Here is a 17708-nt window from a genome sequence, read left to right on the forward strand (position 1 = left end):
TACTACAACTATAACAACAATACTACTCTATCTATAGCGGTTTTCAGATCGAAAAGAGTAGGGGGTGTGGAGGCTGCGCCCCCACGCAGGGGTTCTACCCCTGCACCCCGTCCTAAGCCTATTGTATATAGCTATAACTGGACTTACACATCACAATTGCAGAAAGCCAGGAAATCAATGCCAGGTGCAACTCCTACAGGTATTGGGATTGCTATAGTTAACAGAATATACTTTCACTATAAGCAAACACTATATGGATATGGGTTACTTTTGGTTTAAAACCTTTCATATCATTGGCGTTGTGGTTTGGTTTGCAGGATTGTTCTATCTGGTGCGCCTCTTTATTTATCACGTTGAAGCAGAGCAAGAGCCGGAACCAGCACGGTCAATCTTGAAAAAGCAATATCAAATCATGGAAAAACGCCTCTATGACATCATCACCACTCCAGGCATGGTGGTAACCGTGGCGATGGCAGTTGGCTTGCTGACTACCCAACCCGAGGTACTTAATGATATGTGGATGCATTTCAAGCTTCTATTTGTCGGAGTCCTGGTTGCCTATCATTTTTACTGCGGGCGCTTGCTCAAACAACTAGCGGCAGGAGAATGCAAATGGAGCGGGCAGCAACTGCGCGCGCTCAATGAAGCGCCTACGGTACTTTTGGTAGCGATCGTTTTGCTTGTCGTCTTTAAAGGCAGCCTACCACTGGATGTTACCACTGTAGGTATTCTGGGCATGATTGTCGCAATGGGGGCTGCGATTCAACTTTACGCCAAGAAACGTAGGCAAGATCGAGAGAAGCTAGCACTAGAAGTATCTCAAGATTAAAAACTAGCTTTTAGCAGTCAGCTTTTTTAAACATAGCAATTGCCGGACTACCCACCCCTAATTGCGTACCTCATGCCGTACGTTGAAATATACTGCTGAGGTAGACCTTAGCCGCACTGCGATATTCACGCGACGAAGCCGTGCTATCGCAGTTGCCGTTTTGCAGAAGGAATAAAGATAAAGCAGCGGCAAATACCCGATCTTGATCCCAGTCGGGGTGTGTTTCCAAATACCCTTTCAATGTTTCGTGCAACTCTTCGGGAATTTCCGCCAATATACTAACCGTCGCATCCATAGTTTGCCCCTCACTCCCTCGTTTCAGGAGTTGTATGTAGATGTTGTGGGCTACATTGTGTGACCAACAATAAGAGCTTGTCAACGCGATCGCCGCTTAACAAATCGGCATTTTCAGGGGTAGTTGACAACTAACAATCGATATTTTGACTAGAATTTCGTTACATAACTTCAATTATTGGCTCGGAATAGCAATTTCCCCAAGCTCGGGGCGCTCGAACTTGCAAGACTCTTATCCTGGAGGTTCGTATCTTCCAAGCCGTGCTAACAGCCTGTGGAAAACTTCTAAAAACCTGTGGAAAATTCCAGCATATCTGGGGAAACTCCTGTGGAAAAGTTAGAGTGAGATCGAAGCACGAATTATTTTCCCAGGCCGATCGAATGTTATGAAATCTTGACTTTTCGATCGATCTCAATAAAAAAGCAAAAGCTGAAACTGTTGCTAATCAAGGAATTAACTTTATTAATAAGCACCTGCTACAGCTTGCACGGGACTTCGCGATCGCCTCCCTAAACTAATTTGGTTAGTTATATAGCCGTACCGTCATAAAATATCGCCCAAACAATTAGATCGTCAGAGAAATCCACAAAGCACCGATAACTTGCTATGTGTAAATACACGCTCGAATACCTGAGCAAAGCGATCGCCACTTGGACTGGGCAGATAGCCCATCGCTTCGGCGATCGATATCTTTAAGCCATCAACTTTCGGCATAGCAAGCGTTAGAACGATTTACTTTACCAGCATTGTCGAAGTAAAAGGTTTCTGCTGCTAGACCGCGTATGCTTTGATAGTAGAGAGTAATGCTATTAATGCCAATCAGCAGATTTACAGGTACAAATTGTAGATTGGGCATCAACTGCAAACATTTCCCCCAATAGGCACTAATAGCCTGCTTTCCCGTCAACTTGCCTGTAGGTTCTTGGGCTACTTGAATAATAAAAGGCGAGGACAACTCAAAGTCTTCTGCATAGTGCGACAGAATGCGATTCAAGTCGTGACTGTTCCATGCAGCAAACCATTCAGAGGCAAATTTAGAGGCGAATGCTCGATCGATTACCATACGCGCTTCCCTAAATAGGTCAACATATATGACTTAATATAAAAGCACCTCGAGATTACGTCAATATGGTTGACCTAAAACGCGAACAGGAATTAAATACGGCACTAGAACTCATGTACTTTGCATTTCGAGCGATCGTTGCCAAGCCCGATGAAATGCTAGCTGAACGCCGTATGTCGCGGGTGCATCATCGTATCCTTTACTTTGTCGGGCGCAATCCAGGAGTTAGCGTTACCCATCTACTAGAAATTTTGGGTGTTTCTAAACAAGCGCTCAACGCGCCGTTGCGTTTGTTAATCGCACAAGAATTAATTAAAGCAACTCTCGATCCTGGCGATCGCCGCATCAAACAGCTTGCCCTCACAGACAAAGGAACACAATTTGAGAATGCTTTATCAGGAAATCAGCGGCGCAGGTTTGAATCGGTCTTTACACTAATTGGTAAGGACAAAGAAACAGCTTGGCGGGAAACAATGCAATTGCTTGCTGATTCTCGGTTTGATTAGCCAGAATGTATAGCTTCAAAATCTTAGTTTTTAAGGATACAATTATGGTTAGTCTTTGCAGTCAAACCAGTTTACATAGTTAATAACAAATAACGTATAGTTAATAACTCTGGTAATTGGGTAAGCTACTGTAACCGTCCTAGTAGTTGTTTGGGCACATTTGTACTGCCAGGCTGATTTCTTGCTAGGGAATCTGCCACAGTAGATTTAGAGCAGTAGGTTTAAAGCAAAGTTCGGGGACATATGGAGCTAAAAAGCAGATTACTGAGAATTAATAAAGGGATCGGTCATCAAGGGTTTGACGATCACTATGCCATATTAGGTCTACCAATCACTGCTACTGAGCGTCAGGTGCGCGATCGCTATCTGACCATCGCCAAAAGGCTGCACCCAGATGTATGCCGGCTCACAGCCGGTGACAAGGAGTTAGCTACGCGTTTTTTTGCTCGACTGGTCAACCCTGCTTACTTTGCCCTCAATCGCAAGCGAGAGCGAGCCGAATATGTCAAGGTACTAAAGCTGATTCCCAAATTGATGCTCAAGCGCAATCAAAAAGTTTCCCCTCAGTCACCTGTAGCCCAAAAGTTAGCTAACGATCCCAGCCAGGAAAAATACGAAAGAGCAGTTACCGCGATCTCAACCGTACAGTTTGAGAACATGACTACTTACATGGATTTTGCTGGCGATCTGAGCGAGTTAAATTTAGTCTTTTTACTCACTAGCGAAGGCTGCTCGCATTTAATCGCCCAGCCATCCCAGGAAAGCGAGCAGCCTTCTAGCCAGCCTAAAACTAGCGATCGTCCTACGCCAGAGCGGATGCGTCCGGCTCGCACGGGATACTACGATACAACTGCAGGAACAGCGGGTAAAAGCGGTGCAGGTGGCGACACTTCAGGAACAATCTCAAAGCCACAAGCCGATCTCAGCAAAGCAATGGCGAAAAAGCACCTGCAAGAAGCCCAAGCCCTCATCAGTCGCAGACAGTGGCAGGATGCGCTCAAAGAACTCCGCAATGCTTTGAAGCTAGATAACCAAAACAGTCAATGCCACGTTCTGATGGGTATTGTGTATATGAATCAGGAGTTTGTCGGTATGGCAAAGTCGAGTTTTCAGGAAGCACTAAAGCTCGATCCCCAAAATCGCGTTGCTCTAGACAATCTCCAAAAACTGGATGCCAAAATGCCAAGGAAGCAAAGTGGTAGCGACGCTCAGGGTAGCGCTAAAAAACCACCGAAAAAAGGAGGTTTGTCCTCCTGGCTACCGTGGTGGTAATTTTGTCGCAAAGTAGCAAAGCAATTTTGTAACAAAATATCGTCGCCAGACTAGATGCTAGTGGTAGCATTTGCCGAGAACTGCCAATGTAACCGCTGATATAACCGCAATGTCAAACTTGTCTGATAGTTTGCCCAATTTAATTCGCCCAGCCGCTGCTTATACGCTTTACGGCTTAGTATGGATCTCATCCGAGGCTATACCCTATGCGATCGCTCTGGATACTTACCAAGGAAACTTACTTAAGATCGATCCCCACACTGATAGCGCATCCATTTTAAATCCCTATACTGCCAGACAATTTCGCAATGCCTCGGGCATTGCCATCAGCGGCGATAAGCTGTTTGTGACTAAAGGCAACAGCATATACTACTGCAACATGATTGACTTTGACTTGCAGCCATACATGGAACTGCCAGATCGAGTTGAAGGTATTGCTGTTTCCGAAGGAGGTGTATACGTATCCTCTAGTCAAGCGAGCAAGATTTTCGTTTTTGGTCGTGCGACTAGAGGGTTACTGCGCGTGATGCCAGCTCCTGGCATTGGGCTTGAGGCGCTGACTTTGCGCGACAACGAGCTATGGATATGCGATCGCACCGAAGAAACCGTGTATTGCCTGGAGGCCAAAACTGGTGCCATCAAGTTTCGAGCGCTCGTGCCATTTCCCAAACCCACAGGTTTGGGCTTCTGCGGTAATGACTTATACGTTGTTTATACAGACGACGAATACTACATTCGCGATAATCCCAACGATCCCGAGCCACTGTCAGTACAGGTACGCGATCGCACCTTCATCCACAAACTGAACCTGATTCAGGTGGATGCCAAACCGCGCTATACCCTCTCTAATGGCTACCTGGTCGAGATGATCTATTTAGAGGAAACATCGTCCGAAGATCCGCAGGACGTACACGATCTGACATGGCGCATTGCCTTGCCCACCAATACAGATCGACAAAAGGTGCGATCGGTAGAACCAATGGGAATGCCTTTTACCGAGGAAATCGTAGAAGGTCAACGCGTAGCCGTATTCGAGATTGGCGAACTGCGCGCTGACGAAGCCAGGCTATTTGGCTGGAAAGCTATCCTGGAAATGCGCGGTATTAAATACGAAATCCCCTACACAGAAGTCGAAACTATCCCGCCGCTGTCGCCGGAGATGCAAGCCCAGTACCTGATCGACGATGACGGCTTAGGCATGGATCTGCCCGCTGTCCAGGCGGCTGCCAAAGAGGCAGTCGGGCGCGAAACAAATATCATCCGTAAAATGTTGGCCATTCGAGATTATGTCTATGACAAACTGCAATACCGCATGCAGCCATACATTGATACGCCAGATCTGGTATTAGCCAGAGGTACGGGTTCCTGTGGCGAATACGTGGGCGTGCTGTTGGCACTGGCCCGCTTGAATGGTATTGCCTGCCGTACAGTTGGTCGCTATAAGTGCCCTCCCGAAGCCGATCGGCATAACGTGCCCCTGTACCAGTACTACAACCACGTTTGGATTGAGTTTTACGTACCTACTATTGGTTGGCTGCCAATGGAGTCAAATCCCGACGATCTTGGCGATCGCCCCTACCCCACTAGATTCTTTATGGGCCTACCTTGGTACCACGTAGAAATTGGCAAGGGCATTTCCTTTGAAACCATTCAACCCCAACCATTTTCGATAGGCGAGTTAGCTCTTAACCACGTCAGATTCAGGATTTTAGGCGAGTTGTGAATTTTCGTCTATGTCCTGTATGTAGGGGGCAGGTTTTGCCAGAGCGCTATCGATAAAAGTTAAAAAACTTTAGCCAAACCTGCCCTTACGCCCTGGATTTTTTGCAGTAACAATTATGTTGCATCTCTAAGGTAGAATGGAGGGCGGTTAAAGTTGCCCACATTAGTCTCTAGCTAAAGCAGATCCTAAAGTACACAGTCCAAGATATAAAGTGACAGCATGATTTCTAGTAACGATTTTCGACCGGGTGTGACCATCGAGCTGGATGGAGGAGTATGGCGTGTAGTGGAGTTTCTACATGTTAAGCCAGGTAAGGGATCTGCCTTTGTGCGCACAAAACTCAAAAATGCCCAAACGGGTAGCGTTGTCGAACGCACATTTAGAGCAGGTGAAACTGTACCCCAAGCAACTCTAGAAAAAAGCACGATGCAGCACACCTACAAAGAAGGTGAGAATTTCGTGTTCATGGACATGTCTACCTACGAAGAGTCAACTTTAAGTGCCCAGCAAATCGGCGATCGCGTCAAGTACATCAAAGAGGGTATGGAAGTTAATGTCGTGCGCTGGGGTACTCAGGTGATTGATGTGGAGTTACCCAACACCGTGGTGCTGGAAGTTACCCAGACCGATCCAGGTCTGCGGGGCGATACTGCCACGGGTGGTACTAAGCCTGCAATTCTTGAAACCGGAGCGCAGGTGATGGTGCCGTTGTTCATCGAAATTGGCGAGCGTATTAAAGTTGATACTCGCAGTGATACTTATTTGGGGCGTGATAACTAGGTGGAATTTAACTTAGACCAACTACGGGAACTGATCGCGATTCTAAATCAAACCGATATTTCAGAGTTGACTTTAGAATCCGGCGATCTGCGCTTGAATATTCGCAAGAGCGAGACAAAGTCTGTCATCGTCGAGTCAACCGCGCCAGTTGTAACGACATCACAGCCAATTAGCGCGACCGTAGCCACAGTACCAGCAGCAGCTTCAACCCCACCAGTCTCATCTCCTCTAGAAGCATCTCCTGCTCGCAAGCTAATTGATATTACTTCACCGATGGTGGGAACGTTCTATAGTGCTCCGGCTCCTGATGAGCCACCATTTGTGGAAGTTGGCGATCGCGTAAGTAAGGGGCAAACCGTTTGCATTATTGAGGCGATGAAACTGATGAACGAGATCGAATCCGAAGCTTCCGGTCGCATCGTCGAGATTTTAGTAGACAACGCCCAACCGATTGAGTACGGTCAGTTATTGATGCGAGTAGATCCTAGCTAGCCAGCCACATCCTCAAGCCATGCAAAAAATCAGTGTAGAAGAGTTAGCAATTTATCTCAATTCTGGCGATCTCGAAAGCTTGCAGTTGATCGACGTGCGGGAACCAGAAGAATTAGCGATCGCTAGTTTAGAAGGCTTTAGAAATCTCCCACTCAGCCAGTATCCCGAATGGTCCGGACAAATTTCCACGATCCTGGATCCCCATGCTGAGACGCTCGTACTCTGCCATCATGGTATGCGCTCGGCTCAGATGTGCGAGTGGCTGATTTCTCAAGGCTTTACTAACGTCAAAAATATTAGTGGCGGTATTGATGCTTACTCGCTCGCAGTCGATCCATCGGTGCCCCAGTACTGAGGGACTCGTACCTTGAGCCTATGCTGACATTCCTATTCTGGAACCTTAACAGGAAGGATTTGATTTCTTCCTTAGTCCAGTTAGTCGTTACTCATAATGTAGACATCCTGATCCTAGCGGAATGTACGCATACTCAGCTATTCCCTGATAACATACTGCTTGCGCTTAACCCAGAGGGGCAAAAAGCCGAATTTCACTATGCTCCTAGCAAGTGCGATCGCATTCAAATCTTCACGCGCTTCTCAGATAGCTTTGTTAAACCTATTTCGGAATCAGAACGCTACACGCTTAGAAGGCTTACTCTACCGGGTCGTGATGCGTTATTGCTAGTAGCTGCTCATTTACTTAGTCAACTGCATGCCAAAGAAAGCACCCTCATATTTGAGGTAGGGCAGTTTGCTGAAGAAATACGACGTACTGAAAAAGAGTTAGGGCATTCTCGTACAATCGTAGTTGGAGACCTGAATATGAATCCTTTTTCTGATGGTGTGGTCTCGGCTAGCGGATTGCATGGAGTTATGACTCAGGAAATTGCTCGTAAAAAGCTAAGAACGGTTCAGGGCAGAGATTACCCTTTCTTTTATAATCCCATGTGGAGATGTCTGGGAGGCAGCACAATTGCGCCAGCAGGAACTTATTACTACAGAAGTTCAGATCACGTATGCTATTTCTGGAATACCTTCGACCAAGTACTAATACGTCCAGACTTACTCGATCAGTGGGACGATACATCACTCCAAATACTCACCAACGATGGCACACAGAGCTTACTAATGCCAAACGCTCTACCTGACAAAACAAATTTTTCCGACCACCTGCCACTTTTATTCAGGCTTAATTTATGAAAGAAGGAAATGCTGCCATGACCAATACAAATATTGAAAGCTTATGGCCAGAAGAAGATTTTGGTGTACCTGAAATTACACCACCTATCGTTATTCTCCGCCATCAAGCATATGCCCTAGGACAAAAAACTAGAAACGTTTTGGAGGGAGCAGTAGTGCAACAAATTAATCCTAGTGGAGGTAGTGCATATTTAGAGGAAACTTTTTACATTCAAGCTCCTCTCCTAGGTGGATACCGATACTACCTTTTCCATGTAAATCATAAAGCTTTTCCAATTTACCCATTAAATATTTATTCAGATGAAAGACAGCAAAAGCCTATAAAGGTTGATGATGAAGAAGAATTTCGGGGTGCACTACGCCAAATCTTTGCTTCGGAAAAAACAAAAAATGTTATTCAATCGCTTTTAGCGCAAAGCCTTTCTGAGACTGCTAGTTAGAACTTAGGATGTAAGCCTCTTGTTCGCAAGTTATCAGTAAACCTGAGCCATTTGCTTGCTAAGAGCGATCGCTCTCGATCTTTCCCCATCCCTCTTGACCCGTTCCTAAATTTTGGAACAATTATTTCCCGATAAAATTAAATCTTGCCATAAATCTGCAATTGCGCAATAATGCCTGCAATGTGGTTTGGGTATAACATAGCAGGAATGCTTGCACCCAAAAAATACCTAAATATTTCACTTTTACTTGCTAAGATACTTGACATTTAGCGGCCAGAAGCACTGAAATATATCCTGTGTGTGATGAGTGGAAATCTATGAAATTATTCGGGACTGATGGTATACGCGGTCATGTTGGTAGCTTCTTAACCGCTCCATTGGCTTTAAAGGTGGGCTTTTGCGCCGGTCAAGTACTGAAGCACCACTACAGCAGTACTTCAACAAACATAATTTTAATTGGGCAAGACTCCCGCACATCAAGCAATATGCTGACAGCAGCTCTGGCAGCAGGTCTAACCGAAGCAGGCTTAAATGTGTGGAACTTAGGGTTATGCCCCACACCCACAGTGGCATACCTGACCGCCACCACACCGGAAATTACGGGCGGTATTATGGTTTCCGCCAGCCATAACCCCCCAGAAGATAATGGCATTAAATTTTTTGGTAGCGATGGCATCAAACTCAGTACCGAGATCCAACAGCAAATCGAGCAGATGGTGCTTGCTAACCAATCAGAACTGGAGAGCAGCAATGAAATATCACATTGTGGCGGATGGGGAACTTATCAAGAACGCTCTCCTCTAGTCGATCTCTACCAGCGATCGCTACACAACTCAATTTCTGGGAACCTGCAAGGCATCAGGGTAGTCCTGGATTTAGCCTGGGGTGCGGCTACGCAGGTTGCACCTCAAGTATTTCAGCACTTAGGCGCGGAAGTTATCTCTCTACACGATCGCCCTGACGGCGATCGCATTAATATTAACTGCGGCTCCACGCACCTCAAACCATTGCAAGAAGCGGTTAGGCAAACTGGCGCAGATCTGGGTTTTGCCTTTGATGGCGATGCCGATCGCGTCCTGGCCGTCGATGCCAATGGTGGCGTAGTAGATGGCGACTATATTCTTTACCTGTGGGGACAGGAATTATTGCAAGCCGAGCGGCTGCCCAATGCCTCAATTGTGACAACAGTGATGGCAAATCTGGGCTTTGAACGCGCCTGGCAAAAATTGGGCGGGCAGATGGTACGCACTGCCGTTGGCGACCAGTACGTCCACGCTGAAATGCTGAAGTCTGGAGCAATGCTGGGTGGCGAGCAATCAGGACACGTCCTGTGCCGTCACTATGGTGTCAGCGGCGATGGGCTGCTTACCGCATTGCACTTGGCCGCATTAGCAAAACAGCGGGCACCCTTAGCAGAACTGATGCAACAAAGCTTCGTGCCGTTCCCACAATTACTAAAGAACGTACGGGTTGAGAATAGGGAAATTCGCCTCAACTGGCAATCCTGCGATTCTCTGGCGCAAGCAATCGATCGCGCCGAGCAAGATCTCGGCGATCGCGGTCGAGTTTTGGTACGCGCCTCCGGCACAGAGCCAGTCATGCGCGTGATGGTAGAAGCCGAAACCTTGGACTTAGCTCAGCACTGGACGGATAGCCTCAGCCAAACGATCCAAAATCATTTGGTGGGTGCTTAGATTCTGCATTGGGCGATCGCAAATCGCTAGTAGATTACGAACTAGGGCATACAATAATCTTAGATAGCAAGCTTACTAGCAGGCGAGGACATCATGTTCTTAACAGCACAAGAGCTAGAGGCAGCAATGCCTGATGCCACTCAACTATCAAGAACTAATGCCCAATCAACAGGGGTGGCTTTGGAGCGAAGTCTTGGATTTATACTTGGGTATATACGAAAATAAACTCCGCTACTTCACTTTGGCAGGAGATCTGGTGCCGACTCCCGAGGAATGGGCACTACAAGAGCACCAACGCGCCGAGCAAGAGCACCAACGCGCCGAGAAATTGGCGGAGCGACTAAAAGCCCTTGGCATAGATCTCGATCGTGAATAGCGCGATCTGCATAGATGCCGATGAGCGATCGCATTTTGCATATACACGGGTATGATGCAAAAGTAAATGTTAAGCCGCGATGGAAAACCCACCAGAATTAGTTATTAAAGCGGGGCGTACAGAAAGTCAGTACTGGCAGGATCTGTGGCGTTATCGCGAGTTGCTGTACTTTTTGGCATGGCGGGATATTCTGGTGCGCTACAAACAAACCGCGATCGGGGTGGCGTGGGCATTATTGCGCCCCTTTCTGACTATGGTCGTCTTTACAATCGTGTTTGGGAATTTGGCAAATCTGCCGTCTGGTGACGTACCGTACCCGATTTTGGTGTTTGCAGGCATGTTACCCTGGCAGTTTTTTGCCGATACACTTTCGCGCTGTAGTAACAGCCTGGTGGGTAACGCCAATTTAATCTCCAAGGTTTATTTCCCGCGTTTAATCGTGCCTGCTAGCGCTGCGATCGGCAGTTTTATCGATTTCATGGTCTCAGGCATAATTTTGCTGGGGCTGATGGCCTGGTACAATTTCTTACCCAGTTGGCATATCCTGACACTACCGATCTTCATTATTATTGCGGCTGTAGCCGCTATGGGTCTGGGCCTGTGGCTAGCAGCGCTCAATGTCAAATACCGCGACTTTCAGTACATCGTGCCCTTTCTCATACAATTTGGGCTGTATATTTCCCCGGTTGGGTTTAGCAGCAGTATCGTGCCGGCTCAGTGGCGATCGCTCTACTATCTCAATCCGATGGTGGGCGTAATTGACGGTTTTCGCTGGGCAATTTTGGGCAGAGACACGCAAATTTACTGGATTGGTTTTACGCTTTCCATGCTTTTAATCGTGCTTTTACTCATCAGCGGTATCTGGTATTTCCGCAAAACAGAGCGCACGTTTGCCGATGTGATTTGAGTTATTATGGCGATATAACAGGCTTTACGGATGTTGGATAAACTGGGAAATAAAACAGGATTTAGTACGACAAAAGATGGCTATAGTCTCTAGAGGTGATATGTATGACTGAAACTGTGTTACTTGAGCTAGATAATACTCCAGAAATTCAACTCCCTCCAACACAGGACGAGCTACTCTCTGACGATGGTATACCCATGGAAACTGCACGACATAAATGGCAGATGGAGTTACTAGTTAATCCTTTGACTGCCTGGTTAGCTAATCGGAATGCCTATGTGGGGGGCAATATGTTTGTCTACTTCAGCCCCAATCAGGTCAAAAATCATGACTTTCGCGGACCAGATGTTTTTGTAGCTTTGGATGTGCCAAAAGGCGAGCGCAAATGTTGGGTAGTTTGGGAAGAGGGAAAAGGCCCTGATATTGTAATTGAGTTGCTTTCCGAAAGCACGGCGATCTCTGATAAACAACAAAAGAAGGAGATTTATCAAAGACGCTTGAGAGTGCCAGAATATTTTTGGTTCGATCCCTTTAACCCCGATGATTTCGCTGGCTTTGCTATTCAAGATGAAATCTATCAACAGATACCTCCCGAGTCTCAAGGCAGATTAATCAGCCGACAATTGGGTTTAGCCTTGGTACGCTGGTCTGGACAGTTTGCCGATGCTAATACAGTCTGGTTGCGTTGGGCAACGCTAGAGGGGGATTTATTGCCCACAGACCGGGAAATTGTCGAACAAGAGCGGCAACGCGCCGAACAAGCAGAGTCACTCCTGGAACGAGAAAGGCATCGGGCAGAAAGACTAGCCGGACAGTTGAGAGCGCTTGGCGCAGATCTAGATATTGAGCAAGATGAGCATTAATTGTAGGGTTTAACAGGAGCGATCGCATATTACACTCAAATGGGTAAGATGAAATGTGTCAACCAAAGGCATAATGGATGTCTGATACGGTAATTAGAGTTGAAAATTTAGGCAAAAAGTACATTATCGGTCACCAGCAACAGGGTGGCTACAAAACGCTACGGGATGCGATCGCCTCGTCCGCAAAATCCTTAGTAAAACGCTTTAGAAGCTCTGATGACAAACCTAAAAACCAGTACGAAGAATTTTGGGCGTTAAAAGATGTATCGTTTGAGGTAAAGCAAGGCGAAGTTGTGGGTATCATCGGTCGTAATGGGGCGGGGAAATCAACTTTGTTGAAAATCCTCAGTCGCATTACCGAGCCAACAACAGGTGAGGTAAGAATTAAAGGTAGGGTAGCAAGTTTATTGGAGGTGGGGACAGGCTTTCATCCAGAATTGACAGGTAGAGAGAATATTTTTCTCAACGGTGCGATTTTGGGGATGAGTAAATCTGAGATTAAAAAGAAATTTGATGCGATCGTTGATTTTGCCGAGGTTGAGAAGTTTTTAGATACTCCTGTTAAGCACTATTCCTCTGGAATGTATGTGCGCTTAGCTTTTGCCGTAGCAGCACATCTAGAGCCGGAAATTCTCATAGTTGATGAAGTCCTTGCCGTAGGAGATGCTCAATTTCAAAAGAAGTGTTTAGGGAAGATAGGAGACATTGCGACAAAAGAAAGTAGGAGTATTCTATTCGTGAGCCATAACTTAGTTGCCCTAAAGAGCTTATGTAATAGATCGCTGCTATTAGAGTCAGGACATCTAATAGATGATGCTGAGACAGATAAAGTTGTCTCACATTACCTGGGTTTAGGTGCAAGTATGCTATCTGCAGAAAACGTTTGGAACGATCTAAACATTGCACCTGGGAATGACAAAGTACGTTTACACCGAGCTGCTGTATCACCCGTAGGAAATCAGTCACAAGAAATAACAGTTTTCACACCCATAAAACTTGTGTTTGAATACTGGAACTTTTTACCTACAACTAACCTAAATTTTAGTCTTGTATTGTACGATCTTGAGGATGTTTGTATATTTAACACTGTATCACCATCTATCCTATGTTCTGTTGGTAAGATAAGAGGCCACTGCTACGTACCCGAACACTTTTTAAATAGTGGAAGCTATAGAGTTAGATTACTAATCGTTCAAGATATGTCCACTCCGTTAGTTGATTTGGAAAATGTAGCAACATTTGAAGTGCATGATATTAAGCGGGAAGGGGGTTGGTTCGGCAAATGGATTGGAGCAGTTCGGCCAAAGCTCGACTGGCAGGTGGAAATAATTGATTGAAAAATTATGCAAAAAGTAAATGCAATTATCAAAAAGATTGCTTCTCTTTCAAATCGGCAGACAGAAAAGCGGAAGATTCAAGATACTCAAAATGCTTTAAAGCAATTTCGTAAGCCTTACAAACTGCATATAGGCTGTGGATTAATTAATTTTTTAGAGTGGATCAATATTGATATTGAAGAGCAGCCAGGCATTGTGAATCTGGTATGGGATGTGAGTAATGGGCTGTCATTCCTGGAATCAGCATCATGTGATTTGATATACAACGAACACTTTCTTGAACATCTAACCATCGATTGTGCAAAGGTATTCTTATCTGAAAGCTATAGAGTCCTTCGACCAAATGGAACTTTAAGGATAGCTATGCCATCTCTTGAGTACGTGATTGATAAATACAAATCTGGGAATTGGAGAGAACAAGATTGGCTCAAGCTAGATGAATATCAATTTATTCTGACTAAAGCTGAGATGATTAATATTGCCTTTCGATGGTGGGGACATCAGTGGCTCTACGATCGCGAAGAATTGCACCGCAGGTTGAGAGAGGCTGGATTTAGAAAAATCAAAGATGTCAATTGGGGCAGCAGCGAAATTTTAGAATTAAGAAACCTAGAAACTCGCAAGGATTCTCTACTAATTTGTGAAGCCCAGAAGTAAGCAAACCTTATTACCCAGGAAAATAATTATAATTTAATTTTTATTATATTAGCAAGAGCATAGATTATATAATTTTGAAAACCAAATGAATTTACAAGGTTCTGAGATTTGCGATCGCTATTGTTTGAATTTGCCAATACAAATTAAAGCCTACAACTACCACACAAATTATCATGCCAAGAGTTTCAGTTATTATTCCCTCATATAATCATAAAAAGTATGTAGCTGAAGCGATTCAAAGTGTCCTAGATCAAACCTATCAAGATTTTGAAATAGTTATAACTGATGATGGCTCTAGCGATCGCACTGTAAGCATTATCAAGAGCTTTACAGATCCAAGAATCAAACTCTTTTGTTTCCCTAAAAATAGAGGCGCAGCTGTTGCTGTTAATCATTGTATTGCAGAAGCTAAGGGGGAATTTATTGCTCTGCTAAACTCAGATGATGTTTTTGTAGTTGATAAGTTAGAGAAACAAGTTGATTTTTTAGATCGGAATCCTCAAGTTGGCGCAGTCTTTAGCTATGCACAATTTATAGATGAAGACAGCCAAGAGATTGCAAACACCGAACATCACTATGCTAAAGTTTTTCTTCAGCATAATCGTTCGAGATTTAAATGGTTAAACCACTTTTTTTATCATGGCAATTGTCTTTGTCACCCTAGTATTTTGATCCGCAAGGAATGCTACGACACTGTTGGGAATTACGATAGAAGACTCGCGCAGTTACCAGATTTCGATTTCTGGATAAGGCTATGCCAAAAATACGAAATTTTTATCCTTCCAGAAAATTTAGTCAAGTTTCGGATTCGTAGTGATCGAACAAATGCAAGTGCTGATACGCCAGAATCAAGAATTCGCATCTCATTTGAAACAATCCAGATATATAGAAATTATCTTAGTTTACAAATTCAAGAGAATATAAAGCAGATTTTCCCAGAAATAGTTGCAATTTGCAGTATTAATGACTCCAAAATAAGTAAAGAAATAGCACCTTTATTTATTGCTAAGCTAGCTTTGCAAAGTGAAAGAAATACCATCAAATATTTTGGCATATTAACCATCTATCAACTCCTGGGGGAAAATGAATTTATTTTATCAGAGTTAAAAGAAAAATATGATTTTGATTTCACTGATTTGATTAAACTAACTGGCAAGATTGAAATATTTATCACTCCAGAAATACTATCGACTTTATCTGAAGCAGTACCTGTTGCAAACCTTGTCAGAACTAGTAGAATTTGGAAATTATGGGAAATGTGGACGCGCGTAAAGGTCTACTTAAAGTCTAAATATCAAACTTGGTTGGGAATCAATAAAAATGATAAATAAATCAGATGTTCATTTAAAAAAAACTATTAAGAGCTATCTGCCGTTATGGTTTATAAGATTCAATATAAATCTGCGCCATGGCATTAAAAAATTCATTATTGATTTATTCATTGGTACAACAAAGTTTCTGATTAGAAATATTGTTCCTGATATTCCTTTGGCTAGCGATAAAGATTACTACAAATGGCTTGTTAACAACTACCCTCGAAAATCGGATTTACATATGATGGCTGAGACAATTAGCTGCCTCAAATATAAGCCCGTTATTAGTGTGATTTTGCCTGTGTTTAATTCTCCTTTAGAGCTTTTGAAGGAAACAATTGAATCAGTTATCGGTCAAATATATCCTTACTGGGAATTGTGCATTGTTGATAGTGCTTCTACTCAAGAAGATATCAAACCTATTTTAGAGAAATATATATCGCACGATGCACGTATTAAGGTTTCTTTTAGAAATAAAACTGAATATATTTCTGTCTGCTCAAATTCAGCGTTAGAGTTGGCAACTGGTGAATTCGTAGCTTTATTAGATCAAGATGATTTGCTTACCCCTGATGCTTTATACCAAGTTGTCATTGCAATCAATAAAAATCCTAATGTTGATATGCTATATTCTGATGAGGACACAATTGACCATGGTAATCGCTTAAAAATGCCATTTTTTAAACCTGGTTGGTGTCCCGACTCACTTTTATCAGGAATGTATACATCTCACCTTGGAGTTTATAGGCTCAGTCTCGTTAAAGAAATTGGAGGATTTAGAATTGGGTATGAAGGAAGTCACGACTACGATCTTGTTCTAAGACTGACAGAGAAAACTAGCCAAATCGAGCATATACCCAGGATATTATATCATGATAGATCGTATCATGATTCAGTGCCTAAATGTACAGTTAACCAAGATATTTCACTCACCTCAAAGAAAGCAGTTAATGATGCATTAGAGCGAAGAGGAGAGATTGGTAAGGTGATTTCAACTGCTAAAGGTTGTTGGATTGTTAGATACGAAATTCAAGAATATAAAAAAGTAAGTATTATTGTCCCAACCAAGGATCTGGGCAATGTTTTGAATAGCTGCCTGCATTCCATTTTCGAGAAATCTTCCTATCCTAATTTTGAGGTTTTGGTTATTGATAATGGCAGCAAAGAAGCTAAAGCTCGAGAAGTTATTAGCTATTGGAGGAAAAAGGAAAACAAGCGTTTTAGATGCGAAATTTTAGATATCCCTTTCAATTTCTCAAAAATAAATAATTATGCAGTAACTCATACAACAGGTGATTATTTATTGTTTCTGAACAATGATGTAGAAGTAATTACTTCGGATTGGCTAGAAGCAATGATCGAACAAGCACAACGTCCAAGTATTGGTGCTGTAGGTGCATTACTTCTTTACCCCGATCGAACCGTCCAGCATGCTGGAGTGATTGCAGGAATATGGGGGTTAGCGGGACATGGCCACAAATATTACCCAGCTAACGCTGGAGGTTACTTTAACCGAATTCAGACAGTAAATAATTATTCTGCGGTAACTGCTGCTTGCCTAATGTGTAGGCGAAAAGTCTTTGATTTAGTTGGAGGGTTTGATGAAATTCTTTCGGTTAACTTTAATGATGTTGATTTGTGCTTCAAGATGGTAGAGAAAGGTTATAGGAATATCTACTTGCCTCACGTTCAGCTATATCATTACGAATCAAAGAGTAGGGGGCACGATAATACCTATGAGAAACGGAAACGCCTTTCAAATGAAATTGAATATATGAGGAATAAATGGAAAAATCTAATTGACAACGACCCATGCTATAGTCCCCATCTAACTAGAAAATATGAAAATTTTAACATTAGATTGAATTGATAGGAGTATAAGAGTTAAGATCTATCGCTTTCAAGGTTGCCTCTCCTTCTGACATCTTAAGTGGGGCTACTGAGTGAGATGTTCTCATCTG

General features: G+C 43.8%; 19 protein-coding genes and 1 pseudogene. 17 read left to right on the forward strand and 3 right to left on the reverse strand.

Annotated elements, in window-relative coordinates:
- The first annotated feature begins 259 nt into the window (after positions 1–259).
- Entirely contained in the window at positions 260–829 is a 570-nt protein-coding gene (gene hemJ / locus PSE6802_RS0124940; protein ID WP_026103549.1) for a protoporphyrinogen oxidase HemJ, read from the forward strand.
- 70 nt (positions 830–899) lie between these two features.
- Here the strand turns inward: hemJ and PSE6802_RS0124945 are convergent, their stop codons facing one another.
- The 3 genes from PSE6802_RS0124945 to PSE6802_RS0124955 form a co-directional block, all read right to left on the reverse strand.
- The gene (locus PSE6802_RS0124945) at positions 900–1124 is read right to left on the reverse strand and encodes a DUF2811 domain-containing protein (RefSeq protein WP_019502740.1); all 225 of its coding nucleotides are present in this window, start codon (positions 1122–1124) and stop codon (positions 900–902) included.
- A 573-nt stretch (positions 1125–1697) separates the two neighbouring features.
- Positions 1698–1838, reverse strand: coding sequence for a hypothetical protein (locus tag PSE6802_RS33910; protein WP_019502741.1), 141 nt, complete (start codon positions 1836–1838; stop codon positions 1698–1700).
- Positions 1825–2187, reverse strand: a complete 363-nt coding sequence (locus PSE6802_RS0124955; protein ID WP_019502742.1) for a nuclear transport factor 2 family protein — start codon at positions 2185–2187, stop codon at positions 1825–1827. Before PSE6802_RS0124955 ends, PSE6802_RS33910 begins: the two co-directional genes overlap by 14 nt.
- Positions 2188–2252: 65 nt before the next feature.
- Here PSE6802_RS0124955 and PSE6802_RS0124960 point away from each other — a divergent pair, with 65 nt between their 5' ends.
- The 16 genes and pseudogenes from PSE6802_RS0124960 to PSE6802_RS0125040 all read left to right on the forward strand — a co-directional run bounded on the left by PSE6802_RS0124960 (position 2253) and on the right by PSE6802_RS0125040 (position 17617).
- Positions 2253–2693, forward strand: a complete 441-nt coding sequence (locus PSE6802_RS0124960; protein ID WP_026103550.1) for a MarR family winged helix-turn-helix transcriptional regulator — start codon at positions 2253–2255, stop codon at positions 2691–2693.
- 243 nt (positions 2694–2936) lie between these two features.
- Positions 2937–3965 (forward strand): J domain-containing protein, encoded by a 1029-nt coding sequence (locus PSE6802_RS0124965; protein ID WP_019502744.1) that lies wholly within the window; start codon positions 2937–2939, stop codon positions 3963–3965.
- A gap of 109 nt (positions 3966–4074) precedes the next feature.
- A complete protein-coding gene (locus PSE6802_RS0124970; RefSeq protein ID WP_019502745.1) occupies positions 4075–5688 on the forward strand; it encodes a transglutaminase-like domain-containing protein in 1614 nt (537 codons plus the stop codon).
- A gap of 219 nt (positions 5689–5907) precedes the next feature.
- Positions 5908–6468 carry an elongation factor P gene (gene efp / locus PSE6802_RS0124975; RefSeq protein ID WP_019502746.1) on the forward strand — a complete coding sequence of 187 codons (561 nt, stop codon included), beginning with the start codon at positions 5908–5910 and terminating at the stop codon, positions 6466–6468.
- Positions 6469–6960: an acetyl-CoA carboxylase biotin carboxyl carrier protein gene (accB, locus tag PSE6802_RS0124980; RefSeq protein WP_019502747.1), complete on the forward strand. Its 492-nt coding sequence runs from the start codon at positions 6469–6471 to the stop codon at positions 6958–6960. It begins immediately after the preceding gene.
- Positions 6961–6979: 19 nt separating this feature from the next.
- A complete protein-coding gene (locus PSE6802_RS0124985; protein ID WP_019502748.1) occupies positions 6980–7315 on the forward strand; it encodes a rhodanese-like domain-containing protein in 336 nt (111 codons plus the stop codon).
- Positions 7316–7335: 20 nt separating this feature from the next.
- A complete protein-coding gene (locus PSE6802_RS34565; protein WP_019502749.1) occupies positions 7336–8160 on the forward strand; it encodes an endonuclease/exonuclease/phosphatase family protein in 825 nt (274 codons plus the stop codon).
- The gene (locus PSE6802_RS0125000) at positions 8157–8600 is read left to right on the forward strand and encodes a hypothetical protein (RefSeq protein ID WP_019502750.1); all 444 of its coding nucleotides are present in this window, start codon (positions 8157–8159) and stop codon (positions 8598–8600) included. The genes PSE6802_RS34565 and PSE6802_RS0125000 overlap by 4 nt, the downstream gene beginning before the upstream one ends.
- A gap of 317 nt (positions 8601–8917) precedes the next feature.
- A complete protein-coding gene (gene glmM, locus PSE6802_RS0125005; protein WP_019502752.1) occupies positions 8918–10294 on the forward strand; it encodes a phosphoglucosamine mutase in 1377 nt (458 codons plus the stop codon).
- A 145-nt stretch (positions 10295–10439) separates the two neighbouring features.
- Positions 10440–10670: pseudogene (locus PSE6802_RS0125010) on the forward strand (Uma2 family endonuclease); the annotation flags it as partial.
- Positions 10671–10749: 79 nt separating this feature from the next.
- Positions 10750–11577, forward strand: coding sequence for an ABC transporter permease (locus PSE6802_RS0125015; RefSeq protein ID WP_019502754.1), 828 nt, complete (start codon positions 10750–10752; stop codon positions 11575–11577).
- 104 nt (positions 11578–11681) lie between these two features.
- Complete coding sequence (locus tag PSE6802_RS0125020) at positions 11682–12440, forward strand: Uma2 family endonuclease (RefSeq protein ID WP_019502755.1); 759 nt, start codon at positions 11682–11684, stop codon at positions 12438–12440.
- A 77-nt stretch (positions 12441–12517) separates the two neighbouring features.
- Positions 12518–13777, forward strand: a complete 1260-nt coding sequence (locus tag PSE6802_RS0125025; protein WP_019502756.1) for an ABC transporter ATP-binding protein — start codon at positions 12518–12520, stop codon at positions 13775–13777.
- Between the two features lie 6 nt (positions 13778–13783).
- Positions 13784–14434, forward strand: coding sequence for a class I SAM-dependent methyltransferase (locus PSE6802_RS31500; RefSeq protein WP_019502757.1), 651 nt, complete (start codon positions 13784–13786; stop codon positions 14432–14434).
- Between the two features lie 173 nt (positions 14435–14607).
- Positions 14608–15765 (forward strand): glycosyltransferase, encoded by a 1158-nt coding sequence (locus PSE6802_RS31505; RefSeq protein WP_019502758.1) that lies wholly within the window; start codon positions 14608–14610, stop codon positions 15763–15765.
- The gene (locus PSE6802_RS0125040) at positions 15755–17617 is read left to right on the forward strand and encodes a glycosyltransferase family 2 protein (RefSeq protein ID WP_019502759.1); all 1863 of its coding nucleotides are present in this window, start codon (positions 15755–15757) and stop codon (positions 17615–17617) included. The genes PSE6802_RS31505 and PSE6802_RS0125040 overlap by 11 nt, the downstream gene beginning before the upstream one ends.
- Positions 17618–17708: the final 91 nt, after the last annotated feature.

It is taken from the genome of Pseudanabaena sp. PCC 6802, assembly GCF_000332175.1.
GTDB lineage: Bacteria > Cyanobacteriota > Cyanobacteriia > Pseudanabaenales > Pseudanabaenaceae > PCC-6802.